The organism is Clostridium sp. Marseille-P7770 (assembly GCF_902143525.1).
GTDB lineage: Bacteria > Bacillota > Clostridia > Lachnospirales > Lachnospiraceae > Pilosibacter.
Map to the genome: position 1 here is coordinate 440,972 of NZ_CABFVC010000004.1, position 17,009 is coordinate 457,980.

9 protein-coding genes and 1 riboswitch are annotated in these 17,009 nt (G+C 50.5%); of the genes, 1 reads left to right on the plus strand and 8 read right to left on the minus strand.

All coding sequences use genetic code 11. The features are described from left to right. Nucleotides 1-506: 506 nt before the first annotated feature. The 8 genes from FN001_RS12070 to FN001_RS12105 all read right to left on the minus strand — a co-directional run bounded on the left by FN001_RS12070 (nucleotide 507) and on the right by FN001_RS12105 (nucleotide 12,278). Complete coding sequence (locus FN001_RS12070) at nucleotides 507-1,859, minus strand: alanine/glycine:cation symporter family protein (RefSeq protein ID WP_142411990.1); 1,353 nt, start codon at nucleotides 1,857-1,859, stop codon at nucleotides 507-509. A 148-nt stretch (nucleotides 1,860-2,007) separates the two neighbouring features. After that, a riboswitch (glycine riboswitch) is annotated at nucleotides 2,008-2,111 on the minus strand. A gap of 470 nt (nucleotides 2,112-2,581) precedes the next feature. Further along, a complete protein-coding gene (locus tag FN001_RS12075) occupies nucleotides 2,582-3,973 on the minus strand; it encodes an ATP-binding protein (RefSeq protein ID WP_142411991.1) in 1,392 nt (463 codons plus the stop codon). Then, entirely contained in the window at nucleotides 3,970-4,635 is a 666-nt protein-coding gene (locus FN001_RS12080; RefSeq protein WP_118298298.1) for a response regulator transcription factor, read from the minus strand. The genes FN001_RS12075 and FN001_RS12080 overlap by 4 nt, the downstream gene beginning before the upstream one ends. A 148-nt stretch (nucleotides 4,636-4,783) precedes the next feature. Further along, nucleotides 4,784-6,562, minus strand: a complete 1,779-nt coding sequence (locus FN001_RS12085) for a Na/Pi cotransporter family protein (protein ID WP_142411992.1) — start codon at nucleotides 6,560-6,562, stop codon at nucleotides 4,784-4,786. A 516-nt stretch (nucleotides 6,563-7,078) separates the two neighbouring features. After that, complete coding sequence (locus FN001_RS12090) at nucleotides 7,079-7,972, minus strand: S8 family peptidase (protein ID WP_142411993.1); 894 nt, start codon at nucleotides 7,970-7,972, stop codon at nucleotides 7,079-7,081. Nucleotides 7,973-8,564: 592 nt separating this feature from the next. Then, nucleotides 8,565-9,839, minus strand: a complete 1,275-nt coding sequence (locus tag FN001_RS12095; RefSeq protein ID WP_142411994.1) for a diaminopimelate decarboxylase — start codon at nucleotides 9,837-9,839, stop codon at nucleotides 8,565-8,567. 136 nt (nucleotides 9,840-9,975) lie between these two features. After that, the gene (gene pyk, locus FN001_RS12100; RefSeq protein ID WP_142411995.1) at nucleotides 9,976-11,412 is read right to left on the minus strand and encodes a pyruvate kinase; all 1,437 of its coding nucleotides are present in this window, start codon (nucleotides 11,410-11,412) and stop codon (nucleotides 9,976-9,978) included. A 2-nt stretch (nucleotides 11,413-11,414) separates the two neighbouring features. Beyond that, on the minus strand, nucleotides 11,415-12,278 hold the full coding sequence (locus FN001_RS12105) for a rhomboid family intramembrane serine protease (protein ID WP_142411996.1): 864 nt from the start codon (nucleotides 12,276-12,278) through the stop codon (nucleotides 11,415-11,417). A gap of 354 nt (nucleotides 12,279-12,632) precedes the next feature. Between FN001_RS12105 and FN001_RS12110 the strand changes: the two genes are divergently transcribed. Next, on the plus strand, nucleotides 12,633-16,955 hold the full coding sequence (locus FN001_RS12110) for a 2-hydroxyacyl-CoA dehydratase (RefSeq protein ID WP_142411997.1): 4,323 nt from the start codon (nucleotides 12,633-12,635) through the stop codon (nucleotides 16,953-16,955). The last annotated feature ends 54 nt before the right edge of the window (nucleotides 16,956-17,009 follow it).

The window sequence follows — 17,009 nt, forward strand, 5'->3', positions numbered from 1 at the left end:
GCAGATGCCGCCCGATCAGTCATCAGATGCGAACAAGTGTTCTGTACTCGTTAATCATAATATAATCCCTGTAAAAAGTCAACCATTTCTTGTTGTTTCTTCGCATTGCGAAGCAGTATACTTCCCTCCCGTCTCCTTTCGTTTTATTCATTTGGCTTTCCACGATTCTTTCGGCGACCCGCCGGTGTGACGATCTGCAGCACATATTTTTTCGTGCTCACTATATCAGATCGGTGATCCGGATAAACTCCGGAAAGATTTCAGATATGGGTACTATATCGGATTTTCATCCGGCTGTCAATCGGCATCCTTCACAAATTCCGGGGGGATTTTTATACATGTACCACTTGTTATCGCGACAGTTCCAAGGCCTCGCGCAAGCGCGGACTTTGGCTCTTTGTTCGCGTAAATCAAAAAGACGGCAGCCCATGCCCACAATACACAGTCTGCCGCCTTACGCTCAGCCTTTCCGGCTGTCAATATTTCATTTTAAAAGACTTCTGCGTCTACCGCTCCTTCGATGATCTCACCACGAGTCCGCTGAGTGCCAGCAGTGCAAGGACGTTCGGGATGACCATGAGACCGTTGAAGAAGTCTGCTAAAGACCATACAAGCTCCAGTTTCAGGCTGGATCCGATCACGATGCAGACAACAACGATCAGGGAGTAAAGCTTTGACGCTTTCTCACCGAACAGGTACTTCACGTTGACAAGTCCGAAGAAATGCCAGCTTAAGATCGTGGAGAACGCGAAGAAGAACAGGCACACCGCGACGAAGATGATGCCGGCGCTGCCGAATCCTTTCATGAATGCCGCCTGTGTGAGCGCTGTGCCGTCCTTTCCGCTGCTCATAACGCCTGTCGTGAGAACGGAAAATACAGTCAGGTTCAGGACGATAAATGTGTCGATAAAGACGCTGACCATCGCGCAGAGTCCCTGATGATGCGGGGATTCCGCTTTTGCTCTCGCATGTGCGTGCGGTGTGGAACCCATACCGGCCTCGTTGGAGAAAAGACCGCGGGCAACACCATAACGGATCGCCTCGCGCACTGTGATTCCCGCGCCTGCGCCGAGAACTGCTTCCGGTGCAAACGCACCCTCAATAATGGAAAGGAACGCTGCCGGGAGAGCCGTGATGTTCATGCAGATCAGAACCAGGCTGCCGACGATATAAACACCGGCCATGATCGGAACGATCTTCTCAACTACCGTTGCCAGACTCTTTGTTCCTCCAAGGAAGATCACCGCTGCGATCACTGCGACAATAACACCGACGATCACCGGTGAAAGTTCCACATGGAATACCTGAAATGCTTCCACAAACGCTGCCCCGATGGAATTAGACTGAACCATATTTCCCATAAAGCCCAGAGCAAGAATAATAAATACCGCGAACAGAGTGGAGAACACTTTTCCAAATGTGCCCTTGAACGCCGCCTTGATGTAGTAGACAGGGCCTCCTGTCACCTCGCCGTTTACCTCTGTCTTATATGTCTGTGCCAGAACTGCCTCCGCATAGATCGTCGCCATTCCGAGGAATGCGCTGACCCACATCCAGAAGATCGCACCAGGTCCGCCTCCGATGAGGGCTGTCGCCGCTCCTGCGAGGTTTCCGGTTCCTACCTGGGCAGCGATCGCCGTGGCGATGGACTGGAACGGGGTCATCTCGCCTTTCTCATGCTTTTCGCCGTTCATGCTGAAATGTCCGAATACCTGGCGGACGCCTTCCCCGAACTTTCTGACCTGGATGAATCTTAAGCGGATCGTGTAGTAAAGTCCTGTTCCGCATAAGAGAATGATCAGGAGAAAGCTCCACAGAAAATCATTTCCTTTTGTTACAAGCTGCATCAGTGTGTCCATTTTTGTTATCCTCCTCTTTCATGATCATAGCCGCGGCCCCTGCAATCAATTCCCCGGGCTCACGCGCAAAAAATAAGAGCTGATAAGATATCAGCTCTCCAAAGAGTAGAACATTTGCATACAACGGGGATTTTCCCCATTGTGGTTATTTGTATGCCCTGTCCTTTTGCCTGAGAGATCAACCGGTACCATGGACATGAACCGGTCTTACACCTTCGGCGCTCCATTCGGAGACTCTCCAGAGTGTCCATGCGGACGTTTGTCCGTCTGGACTGCACTTATGCATAACATCCTATCACAATTTCTTCTATACATCAACGTATTTTTAAGCTAAACTAATGAATTTTGTAATTTTTGTAAAAAGTGATGCAATGATGGCAGAAATCAAAAGTGATTTCCTGCAATCTGACGAATGTGGATTTCGCTTCGCCTCCTCATCTCCTGTGCAGCCCGGATTCAACATCTCTCAGCTGCACGATCCCGGATCAGCTGCGTTTCCTTCAGCCTGAGAACGGGATTCCAATCACTCTCACCCGGCCTGCACACTGATCACAGACATCGTCCGGGAACAAGTGAAAACACGTTTCTCGAGTTTCCCCTTGTTATCGCGGCAGTCGCCAGGTTCTCGCGCAAGCGCGGACTTTGGCTCGTTGTTCGCGTAAATCATAAAAAGTTGCCGTACGCGGACACTCACTGCACGCGCACGGCAACTGATCAAGTTCTCACTCTTCCGTATTTTCCTTCTGTTCTTCCTGCTGCCTTTCTTTCTCAAGCTCCTGCTGCTTCAAAGTCTCCGAAAAATCCACCCGGATCTCCGTTCCTTTTCCTGCCTCGCTCTCCAGGGAAAGCTTCGCACCGTGCTGTGCCACGATATGTTTGACGATCGCAAGGCCAAGTCCCGTACCGCCGGTCGCCTTCGAGCGGCTCTTATCGACACGGTAGAAACGCTCAAAAATCCGCTCCTGATGCTCCGGCGAGATCCCGATCCCGGTATCCTTCACGGAGAGGAAGGTATGTCCGTTCTCCGTTCCCGTCGTCACCGTCACCGATCCGTCCTTCTTGTTATAACGGATCGCATTGTCGCACAGGTTGTAGATCAGCTCCTCCATAAGCTGCCGGTCCGCAAAGACAGGGGCAGCCCCGCCGCGGACGCTGATCGTCACATTCTGCTTTTTCGCGTTCATCTGGAGCATGTCCACGCATTCCTTTGCAAGCGGGAACAGATCCAGATCTTTATACTCCACATCCTTTTTCCCTCCGTCGAGCTGGGAAAGCTGGATGATATCGTTGATCAGGGAGAGCAGTCTCGATGCATTCTTGTGGATCTCCGCGGCGAACCGCTCTGCGTTGTCCCCGGCCATCCCATGTTCGATGAGCTCCGCGTATCCGGAGATTGCCGTGAGCGGCGTCTTTAACTCGTGAGAAACATTTGCCGTGAATTCCTGGCGCACCTGGGAACTTTTTAAGATGTCCTCATGCTGCTGCCGGATCTTGTTCATAAACGGGACCAGCTCCTTGTAGGCAGCCTGCGTCCCGGGTTCCGAGAGATTTTCCGCCATCTTCTCGATCGGTGCCACCAGATTCTTCGTAAAGTAATTGGACATCAGGATACAGAAGAAGAACAGGAGCACAAACACGCCGACAACTGTCAGCATCATGTTCTGGGTCAGAGCAAAAATATTGTCGCCTTCCCTTGCGATCCGCAGGATCCGGCCATTGTCCAAACGGATCGCGTAATAGAACATGTTTTTATCCAGTGTGGTCGAGCGGCGGGTATCGCTTCCTTCCCCGTTTTCCAGCGCCATATGGATCTCCGGACGGTCCTCATGGTTCTCCATCGCGGTAAAGTCTGCATTGCTGTCAAAGATCACATTTCCGCTGGCGTTGATCACCGTGATGCGCAGCGTATCGGGATTCAAATCATAGGCATCCGGGTGCAGATCCGAGATACTGTCAAAGATATGCATATTTTTCATGACAAGCGCATCCGCCCTCAGATCCCCGATCACCTGTTTCTGATAGACCCCGTAAAAAACGAATAAAACACACAGCAGTGTCAACAAGATTGAAAACACTGCCGTGGCAAGAAGTTCTATATGGATTTTTCTTTTCATTCGATCATGTACCCCACATTTCTCACTGTACGAATCATGGAACCCGCCTCGCCGAGTTTCTGTCTGAGCGTCCGGATATGCATATCCAGAGTTCTCGACTCTCCTTCAAAATCGATGCCCCAGACACGCTCCAGGATAATCTCACGCGTCACAACGATCCCGGCATTGTGGAGCAGCAGCTTTAAAAGCTCATATTCCTTGAAGGTCAGGCTGCATGGGACATCCTTCACATACACCATGTGCTTCTCATCATCCAGGAAGATATCCCCCAGGGTCAGGAACTTGTCCTCCTCCATCGTTCTTCTGAGCACCGCCTTCACTCTCGCGATAAGCTCCATCACACCGAACGGCTTTGTCAGATAATCATCCGCGCCGACATCGAGTCCCTTCACCTTGTCGATCTCGGTGCTCTTTGCCGTCACCATGATCACCGGAAGTTTCTTCGTCTCCGGGCGGCGGCGGAGCTTCGCTACGATCTCCAGTCCGTCCTCATCCGGCAGCATGATGTCCAGGAGGACAAGATCCGGCTGCTTCTCTTCCAGCTTTTTATAAAAATCATGAGCGCACTCAAAGCCCTCTACCTGATATCCGCTGTTTTTCAGTGCGAACATCTCAATTTCCAGGATATTTTTATCATCTTCCACTGCATAGATCAGAGCCATGTTCTTCTCCTCCTGTCTTAATTTCTGTCATTTTCCGTCATCGGCCTGATTCAGATCATGATTTTTATTTCACGATCCATAGTGCCGGGCAGCTATGCGTTCCCACGGCATACCGCCCTTTTCTCCTACTATCTTACTACACATTTTCCTAGACTGGAAGCGCGTATTTATCACGATACTGTTCCACCATCGCCGCAAACTGCGGATCTCCGTCTCTCTTTAAATTTTCCAGATATCCGTGGGCATCAAAACCATCGCGCTCGATCTCGATCACGCTGATCGCGATATTGGAACAGTGATCAGAAACACGCTCCAGATTCATAGAAATATCGGAGAGGACAAAGCCCTGCTCGATCGTACATTTTCCCTTCTGGAGTCTCTTGATATGATTTGCCTTCACCACGGTATTGATATCGTCGATGACTTCCTCTAACGGCTCCACCTTTGACGCCTCATCCGTATTATTCGTCTCGAACGCATCAATGGACATGTCCAGGATCTCCTTGACGGCATCTAAAAAGATTTCCAGCTCTTTGTCTGCCTTGCTTGAAAAATGCATCTCTTTCTCTTGCATCTCCTTCGCGGAATCCTTTAAATTCATGCCATGATCGGAAATACGCTCAAAATCACCGATGCAGTGAAGGAGCAGGGATACCGTATGGCTGTCGTTTCTGGACAGATTTTTTCCGCCGAGCTTTACCATATAGGTTCCGAGTTCATCCTCATAACGGTCTACAAGGTTCTCCAGCGCCTCCACGCGCTCTGCCTTTTCTTCTGAAAATTCCTTTAAAAGTTCTACTGATGTAAAGAAGCATTCCTTCGCCAGCTTTGCCATCTGGATCGTTGTCTGACGGCACTGCTCTACTGCGAAACCAGGAGTGTCGAGGAAACGCGGGTCGAGAAGACGGAACGCACTCTTTTCCTGCTCTGCGACAGGAACTTCCTTCTTCTGCTCATCCGGGATCGTGAGACATGCCAGTTTTACAAGTCCGTTGCCAAACGGAAGGAGCAGGATTGTCGCCGCAATGTTGAAGCTGCTGTGGATCACTGCGATCCCCATCGCATTTGCCGCTGTATCGAGGAACGAAAAATGAACGACCGCATTGATCGTGTAAAAGACGATCATAAAGATCACGGTACCGATAATATTAAAGTACAGGTGAACAAGCGCTGCACGTCTCGCATTTTTGGAGGCGCCGATACCGGAAAGCATTGCAGTCACACATGTTCCGATATTCTGTCCCATGATGATCGGAAGAGCCGTGCCGAAGTTGACTGCTCCCGTTGCACATAACGCCTGAAGAATTCCGACCGATGCGGAAGAGCTCTGGATGATCGCGGTAAGGACAGCTCCGGCGATCATTCCAAGGACCGGATTTGAGAACATGGTCAGGATCCCTGTGAATTCCGGTACATTCGCAAGCGGTTTTACAGCACCGCTCATGGTCTCCATTCCGGTCATCAGGATCGCGAAGCCGATCATGATCGTTCCGGCATCTTTCTTCTTCTCCTTTTTGGAGAACATGATAAGGCAGACACCGATGAGTGCAAGGGCCGGTGAGAACGATGTCGGTTTTAAAAGACGTACAAAAAAGTTTCCGCTCTCAATTCCTGTAAGGCTCAGGAGCCAGGAAGTAACAGTCGTTCCGATGTTGGCGCCCATGATGATGCCGACCGCCTGCGTCAGCTTCATGATGCCCGAGTTTACAAAACCTACGACCATGACGGTAGTCGCGGAAGATGACTGGATCACCGCTGTGACTCCGGCACCTAAAAGGACCGCCTTGATCGGATTTGATGTCAGTTTTTCAAGAATTCTTTCCAGTCTGCCGCCGGAAAGCTTTTCGAGACCATTTCCCATGGTCTCCATTCCGTAAAGGAACAGCGCGAGCCCGCCAAGCATCGTCAATACTCCAAAAAAGTCCATAAAATTCCCCTCTTCAAAATTTTGATCATTCATTAACTTTTTACATTTCTTTCTTACCATGTATCAGAATATCAAGGAAATGTAAAATGCTTGACAGGGGTTATGTAAAATCTGTGTAAAATTGTGTATTTAAACTGGAACACAATATAATTAAAAAATGAGATGTTTTTATACTGGAGTCGATTGATAGAATCTGTAGATTATGGTAGAATTTTCTCATGGTGTCACCATAACGGTAGGCGGTTGGTCCCCGAATTACATAGAACCTGTAAAGGAATCTTATGGAAAGGAGGGGATGCCATGAGCATTATTGATTTCATTGCGGTCGTGAGCTTCGGTCTTGCTTGTTTCGGACTGGGGTATACGCTTGGAAAAGATACTGTAAATGCAAAAAAATAACCGCCCCGACCTGACAAATCGAACGGTTATTTTTTCAACATAAAGTTCAGGATCAACCGTCTATCGGTGACACCTCTTTACAGGTAATATAACACACTCATAAAAACATTTCAACATCTATTTTCCGATCATTTTCCCCACATCCAACAGTCCCCATCCCTGCTGGTTTCTCGGCAATCCGATATCCACCGAACTTTCCCGCAGTCTCAGTTTCACATCCTTATTTGACATGTCCGGAAACCGTTCCAGTAAAAGAGCGACGGCTCCAGAGACGATCGGTGTGCTCATGGAAGTTCCGCTCTTGATCGTATACTTGTCGGCTCTGCTGGAACAGCTCACAACGCTGCAGCCCGGTGCAACGAGATCCGGTTTGCAGATACAGGCCGCCGTGGGGCCGCGGCCGGAGTAATCCACCATCCGGTTTCCGCCGACCAGTACCTCCCGGTCATCGTCCGAACAACCGACCGTGATCACCTTCCGGCTGATCCCCGGCGTTGTGATGCTCATGGTCCGCGGTCCGTTGTTTCCGGCCGCCACAACGACCACAAGCCCGGCATCCCATGCCCGGTTCACGCCTTTCACGAGGGCAGAATTTTCACTCATCCCGCGTTTCGAGCAGGCGCCCACCGATATATTTAAGATCCGGATGCCAAGCTGTTCCTTTCTCTCCAGGACCCAGGAGATCCCAGCCAGGACATCCGAAGAATAGCCATTTCCTTTTCGGTCCAGGACTTTCACCATGATAAGATTACACCCCGGTGCGATCCCGCTGTACCGCCCGCCGGACATTCGCCCACTGCCGCCGATGATCCCGCAGATATGCGTCCCATGCCCGCAGTCATCATACGCAAAATTCCGCCGGTTCACCATATCTGCGAAACCGGTCACCCGGCTTTCAAAATCCCGGTGAAGAAAGATCCCGGTATCCAGGACGGCCACGCCGATCCCCTTCCCGGAAAGTCCCATCCGATATGCACGCTCACAATGGATCTGATCTTTGATATGATTCACATGCAGGATTCCTCCATGCATTCTCTCTTACTTATAAAATATTCTATCTGCCTGTTTTGTGCGCCCTGCCGCTTTCCGATCAGTCCGAATCCATCACCGGAACTTTCCTGCCTGTGCATATCTTCTGACAGCATTCCCTGTCTTTTCTTCGTTTTCCACATTCTTCAGAAATACGGTCAAATCTTAAAGAAATCTTAATAATTCATTCAAAGAATATACAATCATTTTCCGGCCCGGTGTGCTATACTTTAACCATAAGAAATGCACGAGATATTTTAAATCCTTTATCCTAAACCTTTTTGAAATTGAAATCCTAAATGATGAATCCCTGTACGAAATGTACAGGGTTTTTTCATGTCTTTTTGTTCTGGCAGACCTGACACCCACAAGACAAAGCATGATTCTCTATTGCCCATGCGGTCACCTGAAACCGGTCCCAATTTCGCGTAAACAACAAGAGACGGTACCGTTCACCAGGAACCATACCGCCTCTTTTTTCTTTTAACTGACCGCCTGTCATTTTTCAGATCCTGCCCGCCGGCATGGATCCGGCCGCACACCATCTCATATGATCAGGCTTTTCTTTTTTCCCTTACACGTTTCTGACATTCTTAAGAATATCGCAGAAATCAAATGTAGCAAAGTAATCCTTCGGAGTCTCTGCACGGCGGATCATCTGAACGCTGCCGTCCTCCTTGAGGAGAAGCTCTGCGCTCTTTAACTTTCCGTTGTAGTTGTAACCCATCGCGAATCCATGTGCACCCGCATCGTGGATGAATAAAAGGTCACCCATATCAATCTTCGGGAGCATGCGGTCGATCGCGAATTTATCGTTGTTCTCGCAGAGGGAGCCTGTCACATCGTACTTGTGATCACACGGCTCGTTCTCCTTGCCCATCACAGTGATGTGGTGGTAAGCGCCGTACATTGCCGGACGCATCAGGTTTACCGCGCAGGCATCCACACCGATATACTCTTTGTAAGTGTGCTTCTCATGGATCGCTCTTGTGACAAGCGCACCGTACGGAGCCAGCATGAAACGTCCAAGCTCAGTGAAGAGCGCAACATCGCCCATTCCTGCCGGAACGAGAACTTCCTCGTAAACTTTTCTTACGCCCTCACCGATAACCTTGATATCGTTCGGCTCCTGGTCCGGTCTGTACGGGATTCCGATTCCGCCGGAGAGGTTGATGAACTTGATGTCAGCGCCGGTCTCTTTCTTTAACTTCACGGCAAGCTTAAAAAGAACCTTCGCGAGAAGCGGATAATACTCATTTGTCACAGTGTTGCTTGCAAGGAACGCATGGATACCGAAGTTTTTCGCGCCCTTTGCCTTTAAGATCTTGTAAGCCTCTGTGATCTGGGCCTCTGTCATGCCGTACTTCGCATCACCCGGGTTATCCATGATATCAGTTGTTACCTTGAATAATCCGCCCGGATTGAAACGGCAGCAGATCGTCTCCGGGATCGTTCCGATCGTCTTCTCCAGACACTCGATATGTGTGAAATCATCCAGGTTGATGATCGCACCGAGGTCGTAAGCCAGTTTGAACTCTTCCGGCGGGGTATCGTTGGAAGAGAACATGATGTCATGGCCGGAAAAACCGCATGCATCAGACATCAGAAGCTCTGTCTTTGAGGAACAGTCAGTTCCGCATCCAAGCTCCTGCAATGTTTTTAAGATGAACGGGTTCGGGGTTGCCTTTACTGCAAAATACTCTCTGAAGCCTTTATTCCAGGAAAATGCTTCCTTTAATTTCATCGCATTCTCACGGATTCCCTTTTCATCATAAAGATAGAAAGGAGTCGGATAGGTCTTTGCGATCTCTTCCAGCTGTTCCTTCGTTACAAACGGTTTCTTCTCCATGTACGTTCTCTCCTTATCAGTCAATATATTCCGCACCCTGAGGCGCTCGATCCTGTGCTGTATACACCACACAAAGATACAATGCACTACAGACAGCTGCGCCCGGTGCAAAGCCCGGCAGGCCGGACTCTTTCTTTTAGTCGATATTTACTACACGCATGATATTGGTGGAAGCCGCTGGCTCATGTCTTCTCGCATAATCCACAACTCCCGCAGTCACGACCGCGATATCGCCTGCTTTTACAATACCATTCTCTTTTAAAATGTCAATACTGTTCTCAATTAAAGTGTCAGTGGATTCCGCTCTCTTTGCCTGGAACGGAGTTACACCCCAGTAGAGCATCATCTTGCGGACTGCGGAGATACTCGGGGACATTCCCACAAGTTTTGTTGACGGATGCCACTTGGAAAGCATTCTCGCCGTGTAGCCGCTGATACTCGGCGCGATGATGACAGCCGCATCAAGGGACTGTGCAGTTGCAACGGATGCGTAGCTCACTGCATTGGAAATATTGTGGCGGTTATCGTCGGATACGGTTCTCTTCTCATAGAAGTCACCGTTCATGTGAGACTCGGTCTCCTCAACGATATGAGCCATCATCTTTAATGCCTCGACCGGGTACTTACCGTTTGCAGTCTCACCGGATAACATAACGACATCTGTTCCGTCATATACAGCGTTCGCAACATCGGAAACCTCCGCGCGGGTCGGTCTCGGGTTGCGGATCATAGAATCCAGCATCTGGGTCGCTGTGATAACGACCTTACATGCGGCGCTGCACTTTTTGATCATCATTTTCTGAAGATGCGGAAGCTTCTCCGGTGCGATCTCAACACCCAGGTCACCACGGGCTACCATGATTCCGTCGCTGGCCTCGATGATCTCGTCAAGGTTCTCAAGTCCCTCAGCGTTCTCGATCTTCGCGATGATTCCCATTGAGGAACCGCCCTCATCCAACATCTGGCGGATCTCACGGATCGCATCTGCGGAACGGATAAAAGAAGCCGCGATATAGTCGAACCCAAGCTCGATACCGAAACGGATATCTTCCTTATCTTTATCTGTTAATGCCGGAAGCTTGATCTTTACATTCGGGACGTTGACGCCCTTTCTCTCTCCAAGCTCACCGCCGTTCATGATCTTACAGTAGATCTCGGTTCCCTCTACACGCTCAACATGGAGCTCAATCAGACCGTCATCGATCAGGATCACATTTCCCTCTTTTACATCCTCATTTAAACCGCTGTAGTTGATGTGGACTCTCTTTGCATCTCCAACGATCTCCTCTGTTGTAAGGATGATCTCCTCGCCTGCTGTCAGGGTTACTTTCTTTCCGTCTTTTAATACGCCGGTACGGATCTCCGGGCCCTTTGTATCAAGAAGAGCCGCTACCGGTTTTCCAACCTCTTCCGCAACCTCGCGGAGCTGTTTGTAGCGTGCTCTCTGCTCATCATGAGTGCCATGGGAGAAGTTGAAACGGGCAACATCCATTCCGTTTAAAAGGAGCTGCTTCATGACCTCTCTGTCATCACTGTTCGGTCCCATAGTACAGATAATCTTTGTTTTCTTCATTATTATGCCTCCTGATTGCTGTTAGCCTGTCTTGGATCCATCCCGCCCTTTGTCACATGCTTATGGGTATACAGATGGTCCTGACAATATTCATAGTCGCCTTCACACTTGGAACAGTAGCGGAATACCAGATTCGGATCATCCTCCTCCGTCCGTCCGCAGACCGCACAGCGATGGCGTCCGATCTTCGCTGCTGTCTTCTGCGCCTCGCGCATCTGTGAGTGAAAAACCTGCTTTCTTCTGATCTCTTTCGGATTCAGACGGCTCCCCCTGGACATGAAGAGGTATACAATAAAATTAAGTAAAGACATAACGATCGCAATTCTCTGCGACATGCCGCCGAAAAGGAATCCATAGACGAAGTAGAGTCCATCAAAAAGTGCCAGATACTTCGCCTTGATCGGAAGTACAAAAAGCAGGTAAAACTGCATTTCCGGGAATGTGGCCGCAAATGCAAAAAACAGGGAAAAGTTCAGATAATCTGTGGTGAGAATATAGACCTGCCCTGTGATGATGTAGATCAGCAGTGCCGCAAGGACATGACCGATCACACCCATAAAAAAGTACACATTAAACCGGAAGGTTCCCCAAACCCGCTCCAGAGTCATTCCCAGATTGTAGTAAAGGTAGATCGCGATCAGGTTGAAAAAAAGGCTCGTAGACGGCGGCCAGATCATAAATGTGATGATCCTCCAGATCTGTCCATGAAGGATCGCTCTCGCATCCAGCATCAGATACTGAATGTAGAATGCCGGTGCCATCATCTGGACCAGGACTCCGACCGCATACAGGATCACGATATAATACATGAGATTCGGGATCGCGTACCGTCCGAATTTCCGTTCCAATTTGTTCATCAGATTCATTCTGTATTTCCTTTCTTCTGCGAAAAATGCGAATATCCCGTTCGCTCTTCCATTTTCCTACGCCCCGTATTATAATTCCCAACCGTTTCTTTTGTCAAATCATTTATACACCGCGTCCCTCTCGCCAACAACGCCCCAACATTAAATCTTTGCGCAATCTTTACAGAAATTTAACTATTTTAGGCCCCCACATCCCCATTCCGTCAATTGTATTTCCTTATTTATTGTGTTATACTATGCGTGGAATTTTGTCGAAGGCATGTTTATGCCCACATTCCGACTGGCTGCCTGCGTTTCGCGGACGGCTCGTTTTTTTCTGTTGAAAAGGAGGTATGGGGAGAACTCCCCGCTCGTATGAATCAATGTTATCGTCTTGGAATCGATATCGGTTCCACTACAGTAAAGGTTGCCGTGATCGACGACAACAACAAAATCTTATTCGCGGATTATGAGCGGCATTACGCCAATATCCAGGAAACCCTGGCCTCGCTTCTGAAAAAGTGTAAGGGAGAACTCGGTGAACTCTCTTTACGGCCCAATATTACAGGTTCCGGCGGACTCACTCTGTCGGGTTACTTACATATTCCATTTGTCCAGGAAGTCGTAGCGGTCGCGACCGCACTTCAGGACTACGCTCCGCGGACGGATGTCGCCATCGAGCTTGGCGGCGAGGACGCGAAGATCATCTACTTTACAGGCGGAATCGACCAGCGTATGAACGGAATCTGCGCCGGCGGTACCGGTTCCTTTATCGACCAGATGGCTTCCTTATTACAGACGGATGCTTCCGGTCTGAATGAATATGCAAAAAATTATAAGGCGATCTACCCGATCGCTGCCCGCTGCGGCGTATTCGCAAAGTCCGATATCCAGCCGCTGATCAATGACGGCGCGACCCGCGAGGACCTTGCCGCCTCCATTTTTCAGGCGGTTGTAAACCAGACCATCAGCGGTCTTGCCTGCGGAAAACCGATCCGCGGAAATGTAGCGTTCCTCGGTGGACCGCTGCACTTTTTACCGGAACTTCGAAACGCCTTTATCCGCACCTTAAATTTAACCGGTGACGCGATCATCGCCCCGGACCACTCCCATCTTTTTGCTGCCGTCGGCGCTGCCATGAACGCGAAGGATCACGCGGAGGTCTTCTCTCTTGACAGGCTGATCGCAGATCTCTCCGGCGGCATCAAGATGAAATTCGAAGTAAAGAGAATGCAGCCTTTATTTAAGGATGAGGCGGATTATAAGGAATTCACCGACCGCCATGACCAGTACAAGGTCCGCCGCGGTGATCTCTCCACCTATGAGGGAAATGTATTCCTGGGAATCGATGCCGGTTCCACCACAACGAAGGTGGCACTCGTCGGCGAGGACGGTTCCCTGCTCTACAGCTTTTACAGCAGCAACAACGGAAGCCCGTTGGCGACCGCAATCTCTTCCATAAAAGAGATCAAATCCCTGCTTCCGGACAGCGCGAAAATCGCCTACTCCTGCTCCACCGGCTACGGCGAGGCCCTCTTAAAGGCGGCCTTCATGCTGGATGAGGGCGAGGTCGAGACGATCTCCCACTACTACGCGGCGGCATTCTTCGATCCGTCCGTAGACTGCATCCTCGATATCGGTGGTCAGGATATGAAATGCATCCGCATCAAGGACGGCACCGTGGACAGTGTCCAGCTCAACGAGGCATGTTCCTCCGGCTGCGGTTCCTTCATCGAGACCTTCGCAAAATCCTTAAACTACAGCGTTCAGGATTTCGCAAAGGCAGCCCTGTTTGCCCAGAACCCGGTGGATCTCGGAACGAGATGTACCGTATTCATGAACTCCAACGTAAAGCAGGCGCAGAAAGAGGGCGCTTCCGTTGCGGATATCTCCGCCGGTCTCGCCTACTCTGTTATCAAGAATGCCCTGTTTAAGGTCATCAAGATCACTTCCGCCGGCGACCTCGGAAAGAACGTCGTTGTGCAGGGAGGAACCTTCTACAATGACGCAGTCCTCCGAAGCTTCGAGCGGATCTCCGGCTGCAATGCCGTCCGCCCGGATATCGCAGGTATCATGGGTGCCTTCGGAGCTGCTCTCATCGCCCGTGAGCGCTATATGCACCGCCCTCATCAGACGACAATGCTCTCCCTTGATGACATTATCAATTTAACCTATACGACTACCATGAGCCGCTGCCGCGGATGCGTGAACCACTGCGTCCTGACGATCAACCGCTTTGAGGGCGGCCGCCAGTACGTTTCCGGAAACCGCTGTGAGCGCGGACTCGGTGTGGAAAAAGCAAAACGCGATATTCCGAACCTGTTCACCTGGAAATACCACAGGATCTTCGACTATGAGCCGCTGACCGCCGACAAGGCGACAAGAGGCGTTGTCGGGATCCCGCGTGTCCTCAACATGTACGAGAACTTCCCGTACTGGGCGACTTTCTTTAAGGAACTCGGCTTCCGCGTGATGCTGTCCCCGCAGTCCAGCCACCAGATCTATGAGCTGGGCATCGAGACGATCCCGAGTGAGTCCGAATGTTACCCGGCAAAGCTTGCCCACGGCCATATTTCCTGGCTGATCAAGCGAGATGTTCCGTTTATCTTCTATCCGTGTATCCCGTACGAGCGGAAAGAAGTTCCGGGTGCCGGAAACCACTATAACTGCCCAATGGTAACCTCCTACTCGGAGAACATCAAGAACAACATGGAAGAGCTGAAGGAAAAGAACGTGAAGTTCTTAAATCCGTTCATGGCGTTCACAAGTGAGGAGATCCTCTCGAAAAAGCTGCAGGAAGTCTTCAAACAGGAATTTGACATTCCGGAGTCTGAGACAAAGAAAGCCGCAAAGAAAGCCTGGGATGAACTGAGCCAGGCAAGAAGCGATGTGGAAAAGAAAGGCGAGGAAGTCTTACAGTACTTAAAAGATACCGGAAAACACGGAATCGTTCTCGCCGGACGTCCGTACCACATCGATCCGGAGATCAACCACGGCATCGCCGACATGATCACCTCCTACGGCTTTGCAGTCCTGACCGAGGACTCCGTATCCCATTTAGGAAAGGTGGAGCGCCCGCTCGTCGTTACCGACCAGTGGATGTACCACTCCCGCCTCTATGCGGCGGCGACCTTTGTAAAGACACAGGATAACCTGGATCTCGTCCAGCTAAATTCCTTCGGCTGCGGTCTCGACGCCGTGACCACCGATCAGGTCAGTGATATTCTCACCCGATCCGGTAAGATCTATACGGTCTTAAAGATCGATGAGGTCAACAACCTCGGAGCCGCAAGGATCCGTATCCGTTCCCTCATCTCTGCCCTGCGTGTCCGCGAGGAGCGCCGCTACACGAGAAATATCGTGTCCAGCTCCTACAACCGTGTGATCTTCACGAGGGAGATGAAAAAGAACTACACGCTGCTCTGCCCGCAGATGTCCCCGATCCACTTCGAGCTCATCGAACCGGCGATCCGCAGCTTCGGCTACAACCTCGTCGTTCTCCAGAACGATGACAAGACAGCCGTGGATACGGGATTAAAATATGTAAACAATGACGCCTGCTACCCGTCCCTGATCGTCATCGGACAGATCATGGATGCCCTGCTGTCCGGAAAGTATGATCTCGACCACACGGCCGTCCTCATGAGCCAGACCGGAGGCGGCTGCCGTGCATCAAACTACATCGGATTTATCCGCCGCGCTTTGGAAAAAGCCGGTATGGCGCAGATTCCGGTCATCTCCATCAACGCGAACGGTATGGAGACGAACCCAGGCTTCACCTACACGCCGTCCATGCTTGTGAAGGCTCTTCAGGCTGTTGTATACGGTGATGTATTTATGCGTGTTCTCTACGCTACAAGACCTTACGAGGCCGTTCCTGGCTCCGCAAATGCTCTCCATGAGAAGTGGAAGAAGATCTGTGTCAAAGCACTCTCCACAAAGAGCGCCGGAATGATGACCTTCGTGAAGAATATCCGCGGCATCATCCACGACTTCGATAACTTAGAGCGCACGAGCGTCCACAAGCCGAAGGTCGGCATCGTCGGAGAGATCCTCGTGAAATTCTCGCCGACCGCCAACAACCACATTGTGGAGCTCTTAGAGTCCGAGGGCGCTGAGGCAGTCATGCCGGATCTCATGGATTTCCTGCTTTACTGCTTCTACAACAGCAACTTCAAGGCAGATAACCTCGGCACAAAGCGCTCCACGGCGCACCTCTGCAACATGGCGATCTCCCTTCTCGAGTACATGAGAAAGGCCGCAAGGATCGCTCTCGAAAAGAGCACTCACTTCACTCCGCCTTCAAGGATCAAGGAGCTGGCAGTGATGGCAAACGGCTTTGTCTCCCTCGGAAACCAGACCGGTGAGGGCTGGTTCCTGACCGGTGAGATGTTGGAGCTCATCAAGAGCGGTGTCAACAACATCGTCTGCGTTCAGCCTTTCGGCTGCCTGCCGAACCACATCGTCGGAAAAGGTGTTATCAAGGAGCTTCGCTACGCGAACCCCAAGGCCAACATCATCGCCGTCGACTATGATCCGGGCGCAAGCGAGGTAAACCAGTTAAACCGTATCAAGCTGATGCTTTCCACAGCTCAGAAAAACCTTGAAAAAGAGGAATATGTGGATCCGAATCTGGCGAAGACGTTAAAGAAGGTGGAAGAGCTTTCTTCCAAGCGTGTCAATAAGTGCCGGTTGTAATCCACACTCCATAAGCTTCTAAATACAAATTCGTCTCAGTCGGAAACCGGTTCC